We start from the raw sequence: 13,160 nt of genomic DNA on the forward strand, positions 1-13,160 counted from the left end.
ATTATGAATTTAATATATTTTGAGTTTATAAAAAGGAGAAAAAGGCTTTTTTAATTATTAAGTGTAATGTATATGTAAACTATATCATTAAATAGATAACGTTGTATGATATGTTTTAGGGTTGTAGGATATTGAGTATCATCATCCGGCTGCATCATCAAAAACCTTGAATTTCACGAAATCAAAAAGAAGAGGAACAGCTAATAATTAACGGAGAATATTATGTTTTTCATTTCATGAAAGTGGAAGATTTCTATATGGGAGAATGGCATAAAGCAGAATCGCTGATGATTCCAGATGCACTAGCCCGCAAGATCAATAATGGGCATCCTGAAAAGAGTAAATTATCTGCTGGGAAAGAAGCCATAAGAATAGCCAGGTAGTATATCTGGAATAAGTGGGATTTCATTGTGGAAACCACTTTAGCGGGTGGTAACGTTATAAGGCAGATGAGGGATACAAAGGAATAAGGCTTTGAAATTATTGTGTTTTATGTGGGACTAGCAGATGTTCGGCTAAATATTGAATGTATTGCTCTACGTGTGAAAAACGGTGGCTATCATATTGAAACCGAGGATATTGTTAGACGCAATTTAACAAGTATGAATAATCTCACTTAGAGTTGATTGATCAATTAATTGTTATTGATAATAGTAAAGCTGTAATTGGCTAATTTTTTTTGACATCACATCGTGTCCATAACCTCAAAAAATTCGATAATACTGGGGAAGATATGGAGGATCTGATCTCCATCGGCACCATCGGCCTGATTAAAGCTATCGAAAGTTATCGCCCGATCAAAGGGACAAAGCTAGCCACTTTTGCTGCCCGTTGTATCGAAAACGAAATTCTGATGCACCTGCGTTCGCTCAAGAAAACACGTAAAGATGTATTTCTGCACGATCCGATTGGAACGGACAAAGAGGGTAACGAAATCACGCTCATAGATATCCTTGGCTCCGAAATTATTTTTAGGTCTACCATAGTTTCGTGTAAGTAAACTCATTCCAAATGAAGCGAACGATTCAATATTTCTGAAGGTGACTCCCATGATCGTGCTTCCAAGTTGCCCCTACTGCGGGAAAAATGCGCTAAATCCATAACCACGGCAACCGGATTAAGCAGACCCATCGCAGGATGATTCTCATAAGAAGCAAGTAATTCTTTCGATGTCCTACCTAGAATAATGTCCAGCAAAGAGTCACCACGCAAATCATGCAACCCCGTATTGCAGGTATGACCTTCAAGGATAGCAAAATCATCAATACCTAACACCCCTCCAAGTTGCACTCGTTCCTCATGATAACATCGGTTTTTTTTGAGTGTCTACTTGAAGGGCACACTACCACTTGTCGATTTTTTTATAAGATTAATATATAAAACAAGTCGAATACGTATATCCCCAAAGTGCTTTGATTTGCTGGTTGAAAACAAAAAAACGCTATTCAGATTCTTGATCAGTTTATAGAAGCGCTCTGTAAATAAGTCTCAGTATATTCTGGTACTAATAGCGTTTGTTGGTTGAGTTTTCTCTTGAACTCCCCAGGTGGCATTCCCATTTCTGCTGAAAAAACAGTGGTAAAATAGTGAACTGTTTTAAAACCTGACATTTCTGAAATTTCTTTGAGGGTAAGGTCGGTATCTGAGAGGAGGATGCTGGCTTTTCTCATTCTCTCTCTTTTAATATAATTTGAAAACGATTGGCCTAATTCATCCTGGAAAATACGTGATAAGTGTCTTTCTGAAATGTGAATAAAATCCGCTACATCGCTCATTTTCAATGATTGAGATAGGTTGTCATGGATGTATAGCTTCGCTTGATATACTAAGGACGAATAAATACGTATTTCTTTATTCTTTTTGTATTTAATTTGTTGTTCATTAAATAAACCAACAATACTTGAATAGAAAGAAGAACATAAGCCTTGAAAGCAGTCGTTGAACAATAGGTAAAAATCACAGGCCATAACGAGGATAGAAGTCCATAGTTTTACAACGGGAGATTGGCTAGCATTATTAATAATGAATTTTTTCGTTTTTTCTAGATTAGTGAAAAGTTCTATTAATTTCTTTGTTGATTTTGTTTTTATAATTTCAAATCCAACAAAAATAATTTCCAATCCAGTTTCGCTTAAAATTTGGTGTTTAACGAAGGGGCGGGAAAGGAAAAGGGACCCACTCGTTATATGAAATGAATGTCCATCATCCATATACTCACCTTCACCGTTGACAATATAACACAGTTCAAAATAAGAATGTTGATGTGGCTTGTTATTGTAATGATCGGGTTGAGCACCCCAATAGTGAATTAGAATGGAAACATCACTTCCATTGACTTGAATAGATTCCTGATTAAGAGCAATTGAACCATCTATAAACAAATCAGTCCATTCCATGGCTGTCTTCCCCTTTCAAAATAATGATGAACCACATTAATGTTCCCGCTTTGATAGTAGCATATTTCTCCACGAGTGTATCACGAATGTCTCGATTTTATAAAAATATGACTGGTTTCTCAAAAGATTAAGGAGAGAACAAGATTTATACTAAAATTAAATATTGAATGATCCAATATAAAAAGGGTATTTTGCCAAAAAGGGATGTGAAGAGTTGTAATGAATAAATATTCGATCGCATTTGATGTCGGAGGATTGTTTATAAAATCAGCTGTTTTAAACGACGATGGGGAAATAGTTCCTAACTCGTATGCCATCTTCCCCTCGAAATCAAAAGAGACTAAAGAAGGTATCATTGAACATTTGGTGTTCATCATTAAGCAGCAAACAAATGGAATTTTGGATAAAGACTTCGAAATAACTGGAGTTGGCTATGCATTTCCAGGTCCATTTGATTATGAAAGCGGGATAAGTTACATCAAAGGTATCGATAAATTTGAAGAGATATACGAAGTGAACCTTCGTGATCTATTAATAAATCGTCTTAAACAAGAAAGTTCTTTTCATTCAAAGACAAGTAATGAGTTTCAGATTGTTTTTGATAATGATGCTAGCCTGTTTGCTTTAGGAGAACATGTATCCGGCAAGGCTGGAGGTTACAACAAATCCATCTTTTTAACGATTGGTACGGGGGCAGGATCGGCATTTATGGAAAATGGAAAATTGGTAAAAGACAGACAAGATATACCGGAAAATGGATGGATCTATAATCAACCATTTAAGCAATCCATAGTCGATGACTATATTTCTAAAAGAGGTATCTTAAAACTGGCGAATGAATTAGGCCTTAGTACATCAGACAACGAAGTGGAAACATTAGCCGCTATGGGCAAAAATGAAGACCAGAGGGCAAAGATGGCATTCCGAATGTTTGGAGAATATATAGGAAAAGCTTTAAATCCATATATAAAAAGTTTTAAACCAGATGCGATCATTCTTGGCGGTCAAATTACAAAAAGTAAAGATTTGTTTATGAATGGGGTTTATGAAACGCTTGAGAACAAAACGGTAAACATTGAATGTTCTGAAGAAACCTCACTGAGTACATTTAAAGGTGTAGCAAATCTATTAAAGCAATCTATTAGAAGGAAGGAATAAAATAATGGCTAATTTTAATATGTACCCAGAGATACTAGTATCCAATTCAAATGATCATGCTTGGCAAGATTACGGAAACATTAAGAATGAGCTTAATGGGGCAATAATCAGACTAGGAAAGCAAAAGACTATCGTTACCGTCGATTGTTATCCTGGCGTAAGAATGGAAGAACTAAAAGCTAATCTTGTTTCAGTAATGGAACCTGCCTATACAATTTTTGCAGATGATTTATATTATTCTAGCGATAAAGTAACGGATATGATTAAATTTCATCTAACAACGGATAGAGTATTTGGGAAGATATCGCTTCATAATTTTGGGGATTTTTTAGATGATGAACGTTTGGAAGAGGCTAGAAGTGCTATTAGTAACATTGATAGCGGTTTAATCATTATTTATGGTTCTGGTGCTACTCTTGTATGTGATCCTGATATTCTCATATATGCTGATTTGGCAAGGTGGGAAATCCAAAAAAGATATAGTAATAATGAAATTTCAAATTGGAGAGCAGACAACCATAATGAGGATGCGGTTAGAAAGATTAAAAGAGGCTATTTCTTTGAATGGCCAGTTGCGGACAGACATAAAAGGAAGTTGTTTGAAAAAATAGATTATCTATTAGATACGAACTGCAGCAATGAACCAAAGCTGGTAGAGGGGGCAACCTACTTAGCTGGATTAAAGCAAACAGTCAGCCAGCCTTTTAGAGTGATTCCTTACTTTGCCCCTGGAGTATGGGGAGGGCAATGGATGAAAGAAAAGCTTGGTCTTGATCCGTCAGTTGAAAACTATGCTTGGAGCTTTAATGGTGTACCAGAAGAAAATAGTCTTTTTTTAAGATACGGGGACGTAAAAATTGAAGTCCCAGCTATTAATGCTGTTTTTAGACATCCAGTTGATCTTTTGGGTGAAAAGGTATATGGACGTTTTGGCGCGGAGTTCCCGATTCGATTTAACTTTTTAGATACTTTTGGGGGCGGAAATCTTAGTTTACAGGTTCATCCATTGGTTGATTATGCGCAACAAACGTTTGGGGTGCATTATACGCAAGATGAAAGCTATTACATCGTTGATGCAAAAGAAGATGCTATCGTTTATTTGGGTGTCAAGGATGATATAAATTCCAATGAAATGATTCAAGATTTAAAACAATCATATGATGAAGGCAGTAAATTTGACGACCAAAAGTATATTAATCAATTTCCAGCTAAAAAGCATGACCATTTTTTAATACCAGCAGGTACTATTCATTCGCAGGGTAAAGATTCCTTGGTATTAGAAATAAGTGCAACACCCAATTACTTCACGTTTAAATTATGGGATTGGGGACGGTTGGGGATGGATGGGATACCAAGACCTGTCCATCTTGAACACGGAATCAATTCTATTCAATGGGAAAGAGACGAGAAGTGGGTCAGTGAAAATATAATCAATTGTCTAGAACAAATGGGTGAAGGCGATGGATGGATCGAAGAAAAGACAGGCTTACACGACAGGCAGTTTATTGAAACTAGAAGACATTGGTTCTCAGGACCAGTCATCCATAACACAGATGGCGGTGTCAATGTTCTCAATCTAATAGAGGGGGAGGAAGCTATAGTCGAAAGCCCTACAAATGCCTTTGAGCCATTTATAGTTCATTATGCTGAAACATTTATCATTCCTGCAATGGTTGGCAGCTATTCGATACGCCCCCATGGTAATAGCGTAGGAAAAGAAATGGGGACAATCAAGGCCTATGTTAGAACATAGCTGAATTTTCGAATAAAGCTAAAGAAAACGCTGTTCGAATCATTAAAGAATGAGCATTTCGAGAAGGAACATAAGCTTACCCTTGGTATTATTGCAGATTGCATACGTTTGGGTCGCATTTGATTTTAATCCACATATTTGATAGCTCATAACCCACGTCGAAGAGGACAACATTCAATGTCCTCAGGCTGTCGAGAAAGTCTCGACAGCCTGGGATTATTAAGAGGTTTTTTATGAGAGATCATAATTCAGAGTCCGAATGGCCGAACCTTGTAGAAACAAAAGTGGAGTAAAAGCCTGAAAGCAATTATTTCACGACGTATTATGACTAAGAAAGGCGTGATTATAGAAATGAAAAAAATCTATGTGGTAAACAAAACTCATTTTGACATTGGTTTTACCGATTTAGCAGAAAATGTCTTGCACAAGTATTGCCATGATTACATTCAAAACGCAATCACTTTAGCTGAAGACTTAAGAAAAGAGGGCAAAGACTTTGTTTGGACAACAGGTAGCTTTATTATTGAATATTACTTCAAAAACATGGATGAAGAAGCTTGTAAAAAGCTAGACGACGCCATAAAGAAAGGTTACATTCGCTGGCACGCAATCCCGTGTACGTTTGAATCTGAAACTATGACACCTCAAACTTTACATTACATGACTTCAATCTCAAAGAAGTTAGATGCTCGTTATGGATACAAAACAACAAGCGCAAAGATGACTGACGTCCCAGGACATACTATCGGGATTGTTGATGAGTTATATCGTCAAGGAATTAAATTCCTACACATTGGTGTAAATGGCTCGAGCTCAATTCCAGAAGTTCCAGATACATTTCTATGGAAGAATGGTGAAAGTGAGATAATTGTCTCTTATTCAGACGACTATGGTGGCGTAATCGGAATTGATTGCATAGATAACAAGCTGGCGTTTATGCATACTCATGATAATAGTGGTCCAGGAACAAAAGAGAAAATTAACGTCTTTTTGTCAAAAATGGCGAATGAGTATCCAGACTATGAGCTTGAATTGACTTCAATGGATCAGTTTGCAAATGAAATTTGGGAAGTACGTGACCAACTGCCAGTTATTACAGAGGAGATTGGGGACACATGGATTCATGGAATGATGTCTGATCCGAAAATCATTCGTGATTATCGGATTTTAACTAATTACATGTTTGATAACAAAATAGAAAATGATGATGCTAATTTCTATGCGATGTTAGTTCCAGAGCATACTTGGGGAATGGATATCAAACGCTATTTCAGTGACTATATGAATTATGAAAAGAAAGACTTCCAACGAGCGCGTAGTTTAGACCAAATTACGGATCTTGATTTAACCTACGCTTATGGAATTGTTAAAGATGCAACTGTTGGCGAAATGCAATTCACTTATAATGAGTGGACTGATCGTTCGTACAAATTTTATGAGTCTTCATGGAAAGAACAACGCAAGAACGTTGATCGTGCAATAGCTTGTTTGGAGCCTAAAGATCAAAATAACATTAAAAAACTTATCGAAGTTCCATATCATATCTTTGAAAACCAAGGTATTGAATGTGGTTTGGAAGAATTGATTTCGGTAAACGGGTATCAAGTTATGTTTGCTAGCGATGGTTCAATTAACCACTTAGAAAAGGATGGAACACTTTACTTTGATCAGGACAACAAACTCGGGGTTCTGAACTATACAATTGCTGGGCAAAATGACTATGATAACCTACGTTACAACTATTTGCGTGAATTACAACATAATTGGTGGGCAATTGACTTCTTAAAGCCAGGAATGGAAATTCAAAAACGAATTCAATTGAATGAAAATTTCACACCACATGTTGTGAAATTAGTTATGGAAAATGATTCGATTATTGCAACTTTAAAGTATAGCCAAAGAGCTGTGGAGGAGTATGGTGCTCCAAGAGTTGTAAAGGTTAAATATCAATTTGGAGATAAAGTTGAAATTGCACTATTATTAAAGGATAAAGATGCAATTCGTTATCCGGAAATTTATTCTTTTGACATTACACCACGTTTGAATTCGCCGTACTTAACTAAGATTCGTAAAATTGATACCGTTATTTCACCTTTTGAAGTGGTTGGTCACGGAAATAAGTTGCAACACATGATTGAAGAGTTAATTTACGATGGCAGCGATAAAAAAATCAATATTAAACCTATTGATGCCCCTCTTTTGGGAATCGGAACAAATAACAATCTAAGTTATAACAACAAATACCATCAAGACAACAATAAATTTACGTTTACACTATTGAACACAACATGGGGAACTAATTTCACGATGTGGTATGAAGAAGATATTTTTGCTCGTTTTGAGTTAGTGTTGGGATAACAATTTCCTGCGAACATAATGAGCATGCGCCGATGCCTCTTCATCAAAAAACAGTTTATTCTCTTGTCTAGACTGTTTTTTAGGTGCATTTAGACCGTTTAAGCGATATTCCTTCAAGATGTGTTTGATAAAGTATTCTCAGGCTAGGTCATCATCACGCTAACGGGACACGATAGCTCAATAACGACACAAAGGCAATCGATCAGTGGATCGGCTGCCTTTGTTCAGCTAACGGGCAGGATAGTTTAAATAATACGACGAAATACTCTCAGCATAGGTGCTTCCACGAATACAATCAGGAAGAAAGAGCTGAGCTGTTAGCAATCCGAATTCATATCATCGGCGGCTCAGGAAGCGGTAAATCCTACATCGCGGAGTTATTGAGCGATAAACTCCATATCCCGCATTACGATCTAGACAATATTTTCTGGGATCATCAATCGAACGAGTATGGCGTAAAGGCATCGGAGGATGAGCGTGACCGCCGACTCAGAGAAATCATCGGTCTCGATTCATGGATCAAAGAAGGCGTATACAGGTCGTGGGTAGCACCAAGTTTTGATGCTGTAGATAAGATCGTCGTACTGATGACGCCGTTGTCCGTTCAGGAGGAACGGATCTGGGAGCGTTATGAAGAGCGTATTGTGGACATCGTCCCAAACAAGAAGCGAGAGACGCTCGAAGGCATCCACAACTTGTTGGCATGGAATAAAGACTACAATCTGACGAAGCTGCCTAACTTGATCGACCATTGGGACTATAAGGACAAAATGATCCTCGTTCGCGATAATTTGGATCTTCTTGAACTTCAATTGATGTGACTTGTTTTTTCTTTTTTCTTGTTCAACTAACGGGGAACGTTAGTTGAACGACAACAGCGGTAGTCTAAGACTTTATTTATCAAGTCTTGGTCCGCCGCTGCTTCTAATAATGGATCAGTCTAAAACTCATTTTTCAAAAGCTGACGATTTTTCATTTCAAAAACCGCGTTAAATCAACGACTCCAGTCTAATACTTTATTTTCACCGAACATAAATAACACTGTGCTGGTCATTTAACAAGTTAATTATGGAAATATATATTAAATAATGCATCCAGACTTGAGTGAACACAAATTGCACTTTGCTGTTCTTTACTAAGCTATAAGATTAAATATATAAATGATGAATCTTACGCAGGATATTGCTAAGCTGAAGGACAAATTGTCCAAGAATATAGCACAGATGAAATTGAGAAAAAACGAATAGGAACTTAACGTATGAATGAGACAATTGCACCGATGTTTGTGTTCCTGGAAAATTGGGAACGATCGTATTTGGTATGTTTTTTACATCGTATCGTGTCCATAACCTCAAAAAATTTGATAACACCGGAGAAGACATGGAGGATCTGATCTCCATCGGCAACATTAGCTTGATCAAAGCCATCGAGAGCTATCGCCCGAACAAAGGGACAAAACTGGCCACATTTGCGGCTCGTTGTATTGAAAATGAAATCCTGATGTACTTTAGATCCTTGAAGAAAACACGGAAAGACGTATCTCTGCACGATCCAATTGGGACAGACAAGGAAGGAAATGAAATCACGCTGATCGATATCCTTGGCTCCGAGGCTGATGATGTCATTAAAGAGGTCGATCTGAAGATTGAGAAGAGCAAGATATATCGAAACCTCGATATATTGGATGACAGGGAAAAAGAAGTTGTCGTTGGTCGGTTTGGATTGGATACAGGCGGGGAAGAGAGGACACAGAGGGAGATTGCGAAGGAGCTGGGGATCTCGCGGAGTAATGTTTTGCGGATTGAGAAGAGGGCGCTGATGAAGCTTTATCATGAGTTTTATAAGGCTAAGCGCTAGGATCTTAAATAATAACTAAAGATTCACTATAGAGTGTTTTAAAAGCGACTTGCCAACAAGGGAGTTGCTTTTTTGTTAATTTAAGTAGTTGGGCTAATTGAACATAAAAAAAGCATATTCAGAAAATTAACTTTGTAACTGCTGAGGGCGGGGGGGCGAACCCGTACGGTACTCACGTACCGCAAGATTTTAAGTTCTGCGCTTCTACCTACTGCAATTCACCGTGATCCCGATCAGTTTGGTGGTCGGATCAGCCTCCTTTGCCTTCCGGTGGTAGACGCCGGAAAGCAGAACGATAAGCTGCCCGGGTAACACCGTGTAGGTTCGCTCCTCCATCGCAATGGCATACATAGAGCAGCTCGAAATCGTACAGCCTCCTTCTCGGGAACAAGCGAGGTGCGACCCTCTAGAAATGCGCGTAATGGATGGAGGGAGTTCATTCCTGGAAGGGGACTGGCTTGCGGACCAGTGTTGGAGAGGGGGGGCATAGCGGGACAGCTCCCTTACATAGTATTAGACGGAATAACGGAATCGTGCAAAAAGTAACTTTCTTAGCTAAATAAAACTCTCCATCATTCTTATATAATAAAGGTAACAAGGTATCATAACTAGATAAAAGTTATTCTGTAGTAATCCGGTATAATACAAATGTAAGAGAAGGATATGCATGAAGAATGGTAAGTCATCAATGCCCAAGAAGACTAGACGCAGTAGGGAGACTTCGGATTCTCCCAACAAGGAGCTTGGATTAACATAAAATAACCTCCGCGAGTGAGAAGGATAGGATGGATGCATCATGAAAAGGTACGGGGCGGTCGTGATAGGCTGCGGTTATATGGGCTCTCTCCACTTGGACGCGATATTACGACAGGAGCGGGTTCGGTTGATCGGCGTGGCGGATTGGAACCGGGACAGGGCCTCCTTAGTGGCAAGCCAATACGGAGCCGAGTGTTGGAGCACGGATTACCGGGTCTTGATCGAGCGTGACGATGTGGATCTGGTCATTATCGCCACGTACCCGTCATCCCATCTGGAGATCGCAAAAGATTGTCTCGCTGCAGGGAAGCATATCCTATGCGAGAAGCCGATGGCGGGTAATGCACGGGAAACACAGGAATTCATGAAGCTGGCCCGTGGAGCCAAAACCAAGGTCCTGATCGGTCACATCCTTCGCCATAACACCACGTACCAGGCGGTTATGAAGATGATCCGGGAGGGCGCTATCGGCTTCCCCTTGGTCATCCGGTTATCCCAATTGAAGCCCTCCAAAAATTGGGCTTCCCAATTGTCCCTGCTCCGGGACGTCTCGCCGATCGTGGATTGCGGCGTCCATTATATCGATGTGATGCGTTGGGCTACAGGGGCGGAAGTGGTAAGCGTCAACGGGATAGGGCAGCGTCTCTATGAAGAAGTCCCGCCGTACACTTACAATTACGGACTCATGACCCTCCGTCTGTCGGACGGCTCCATCGGTTACTTTGAGACGGGGTGGGGTAAGGGGCTTCCGACTGATAACCGGAAGGAATTCATCGGACCGGCAGGCCGGATCCGCATCATCTACAAGAACGATCGACCGCGAGAGGATCAGCATCTGGGAAATCTGGTTGAGGTCGAAGACCACCGGAAAGGAACGGTTCGGCAGATCAATATGGACTTCTCCGTGAAGCCTACGGGTGCCCAACTGGACTATTTCCTGTCCATGCTGGAGAACAACTTGCCCGCTATACCGACAATGGAGGATGCATGCCGGGCGATGGATATCGCTCTCCTGGCCGACCGGGCAATCCATGAAGGAATTACGTTACCTTGCGCGAAATAAGAGTGGACCAACATGGTGATGGTAACAGGGGATGACCCGGTGTATGGTATACACCTGCTGAAGGACTATATCGTCCACATCCATGTGAAGGACAGCATCCGACATCAGCCGGTCGATCCGAGGGATGTGTACGGTGCCATCGGATACCAGCCGCTGGATCATCAACGGATTGCAGAGCTTGTAAGCTCCGGAGTCATATTCCAGGAGGTTCCGTTGGGCGAGGGGAAGGTAGATTTTGACGCCTACTTCGCCGCCTTGCAGGACAGCGGATACGGGGGGATGCGCCCGAGAGGGATATAGAGAGGGCGGTCTCCTTCATCCTCCAATACAGGTAACGGCAGACGGCCGTGCGAAATCTCGGGGATCGAAACTGCGTATTGGAAAACCGGGGAATCGCGGATCTAAATAATCAAGTTAATTAATGGGGTTGTTTTGCTGTGTTAGCCCCAGTGGGATTCCGAACAGAAGGGAATGAACCATGGAAAGAAAATTAGAAACCTTAGTAATTTCCCGCCTGGCAAATCAGACGGATGGTTCTGATACAGAAGAAGTCCAGATCATCAAGCAGTATCAATGGCTTAAAGGGTATAACCCGGTCGTTACAGCAAGATTAAATTACAGTCAGGAGGATCTGAAGCTTAAGTTTAAGGTTTATGAAAAGAATCCAATACGAACATATAGAAACATGAATGATCCCGTGTATAAGGATAGCTGCATCGAGTTCTTTTTTCAGCCTACTCCTGATTCGGACCAGCGCTATATGAATTTCGAATTTAATGCGAATGGCGCAATTCTCTTGCAGATAGGAGCGGATCGGTATGATCGCTTCCCAATCACTATCAATCCGGCACTTTTCCACGTCCTATGCACCACGGATCAAATCAATGTTAAAGGAGAAGTGTATTGGGAATTAAGCTTTTCGATCTCATGGGCTTGGGTACAATCTTATTTTTCGGATTTTCGGGCAGTGCCGGGAAAAAGGATAAGAGGTAACTTTTACAAGTGCGGCGACGATACGACCTATCCGCATTTTGGAACATGGAGCAAAGTTCATTCGAACAAACCAGATTTTCATAGAAGCTGTGATTTTGGGATTCTGTACTTAGAGTAACTGCGAAATGCAGCGTCAATGAATAACTTCCGAAGCCGCATATACGGGGTTGGAGGTTTTTTTAGCGAGCGTAGTCGTGCAATTTTATCAGTACCAAATTTAATTCAGCACTTTGTAAATGAAGGTTGGGATTACGTCGATAGTAAGGGGATTGTTACATTTCTACCGATAGGTGATGATGATGATTTCAATTGGTTATGTGAAACTATTAATAGAAACAACATCTTGAATATTTTAAAAATTAATCAGGCACAAAAAGAAACAATTGGAATTCAACTGTTACGAAGAGATTCTAAAGCCGGATGCGATTTGCTTATATTTAATACGAATGAGATGGTTTTCAGTTTATCAATATATAGGAATAAAATTGTAGTTGAAAGTGATATTGATATTACCGACTTTACTTGGTATTTGGAAAAAATATTGCCTGTTTTTAAAAATCCAAGTTTGCAGGTTGAACAAATCATATGTGAACAAGTAGTATAAGCATTTAGAGTCATTTGGTTTTTACAATTTTGAAAATGATGATATTGTCCCAAAAGAAGTTGGTCAGTCATGGTGTTTGATGCTGTTGTCACAGGAAGAGTTGGACTTGATAATGTTGAAAGCGGTGAGCTTAAAGTCATAAAGTAGATCTGTTGACATTAAAGTATTAAAAGGCGACTTGTCTGCGGATAAGTTGCTTTGTTTTTTTAGGAAAGGTGATTA

Annotated in this window: 11 protein-coding genes and 2 pseudogenes; 11 read left to right on the forward strand and 2 right to left on the reverse strand. The window is 39.7% G+C overall.

The window, feature by feature from the left end:
• The first annotated feature begins 257 nt into the window (after positions 1–257).
• Together MKX60_RS26385 and MKX60_RS26390 are read left to right on the forward strand one after the other, a co-directional pair.
• Positions 258–383 carry a hypothetical protein gene (locus MKX60_RS26385; RefSeq protein ID WP_256716199.1) on the forward strand — a complete coding sequence of 42 codons (126 nt, stop codon included), beginning with the start codon at positions 258–260 and terminating at the stop codon, positions 381–383.
• A 314-nt stretch (positions 384–697) separates the two neighbouring features.
• Positions 698–964, forward strand: a pseudogene (locus MKX60_RS26390) (sigma factor); the annotation flags it as partial.
• Between the two features lie 38 nt (positions 965–1,002).
• Here the strand turns inward: MKX60_RS26390 and MKX60_RS26395 are convergent.
• Together MKX60_RS26395 and MKX60_RS26400 are read right to left on the reverse strand one after the other, a co-directional pair.
• Complete coding sequence (locus tag MKX60_RS26395) at positions 1,003–1,290, reverse strand: hypothetical protein (RefSeq protein ID WP_341061427.1); 288 nt, start codon at positions 1,288–1,290, stop codon at positions 1,003–1,005.
• Positions 1,291–1,457: 167 nt separating this feature from the next.
• A complete protein-coding gene (locus MKX60_RS26400) occupies positions 1,458–2,396 on the reverse strand; it encodes an AraC family transcriptional regulator (protein ID WP_339801590.1) in 939 nt (312 codons plus the stop codon).
• A gap of 219 nt (positions 2,397–2,615) precedes the next feature.
• On the opposite strand from MKX60_RS26400, the gene MKX60_RS26405 reads away from it, so the two are divergent.
• The 9 genes and pseudogenes from MKX60_RS26405 (at position 2,616) to MKX60_RS26445 (ending at position 12,938) form a co-directional block, all read left to right on the forward strand.
• Positions 2,616–3,554 carry an ROK family protein gene (locus MKX60_RS26405; RefSeq protein ID WP_149647812.1) on the forward strand — a complete coding sequence of 313 codons (939 nt, stop codon included), beginning with the start codon at positions 2,616–2,618 and terminating at the stop codon, positions 3,552–3,554.
• 4 nt (positions 3,555–3,558) lie between these two features.
• A complete protein-coding gene (locus MKX60_RS26410; protein ID WP_341061429.1) occupies positions 3,559–5,307 on the forward strand; it encodes a class I mannose-6-phosphate isomerase in 1,749 nt (582 codons plus the stop codon).
• A 351-nt stretch (positions 5,308–5,658) separates the two neighbouring features.
• On the forward strand, positions 5,659–7,665 hold the full coding sequence (locus MKX60_RS26415) for a DUF5054 domain-containing protein (RefSeq protein WP_179086634.1): 2,007 nt from the start codon (positions 5,659–5,661) through the stop codon (positions 7,663–7,665).
• A 380-nt stretch (positions 7,666–8,045) separates the two neighbouring features.
• Positions 8,046–8,486, forward strand: coding sequence for a hypothetical protein (locus MKX60_RS26420; RefSeq protein ID WP_341061430.1), 441 nt, complete (start codon positions 8,046–8,048; stop codon positions 8,484–8,486).
• Between the two features lie 499 nt (positions 8,487–8,985).
• Positions 8,986–9,522 carry an RNA polymerase sporulation sigma factor SigK gene (gene sigK, locus MKX60_RS26425; RefSeq protein WP_341061431.1) on the forward strand — a complete coding sequence of 179 codons (537 nt, stop codon included), beginning with the start codon at positions 8,986–8,988 and terminating at the stop codon, positions 9,520–9,522.
• A gap of 835 nt (positions 9,523–10,357) precedes the next feature.
• On the forward strand, positions 10,358–11,341 hold the full coding sequence (locus tag MKX60_RS26430) for a Gfo/Idh/MocA family protein (RefSeq protein WP_256721635.1): 984 nt from the start codon (positions 10,358–10,360) through the stop codon (positions 11,339–11,341).
• Positions 11,342–11,350: 9 nt separating this feature from the next.
• A pseudogene (locus tag MKX60_RS26435) lies at positions 11,351–11,676 on the forward strand (TIM barrel protein); the annotation flags it as partial.
• Positions 11,677–11,819: 143 nt separating this feature from the next.
• Positions 11,820–12,452 (forward strand): carbohydrate-binding family 9-like protein, encoded by a 633-nt coding sequence (locus MKX60_RS26440; protein WP_341061433.1) that lies wholly within the window; start codon positions 11,820–11,822, stop codon positions 12,450–12,452.
• 18 nt (positions 12,453–12,470) lie between these two features.
• Positions 12,471–12,938, forward strand: coding sequence for a hypothetical protein (locus MKX60_RS26445; protein WP_341061435.1), 468 nt, complete (start codon positions 12,471–12,473; stop codon positions 12,936–12,938).
• The last annotated feature ends 222 nt before the right edge of the window (positions 12,939–13,160 follow it).

Source organism: Paenibacillus sp. FSL R5-0914, from assembly GCF_038004525.1.
GTDB lineage: Bacteria > Bacillota > Bacilli > Paenibacillales > Paenibacillaceae > Paenibacillus_AQ.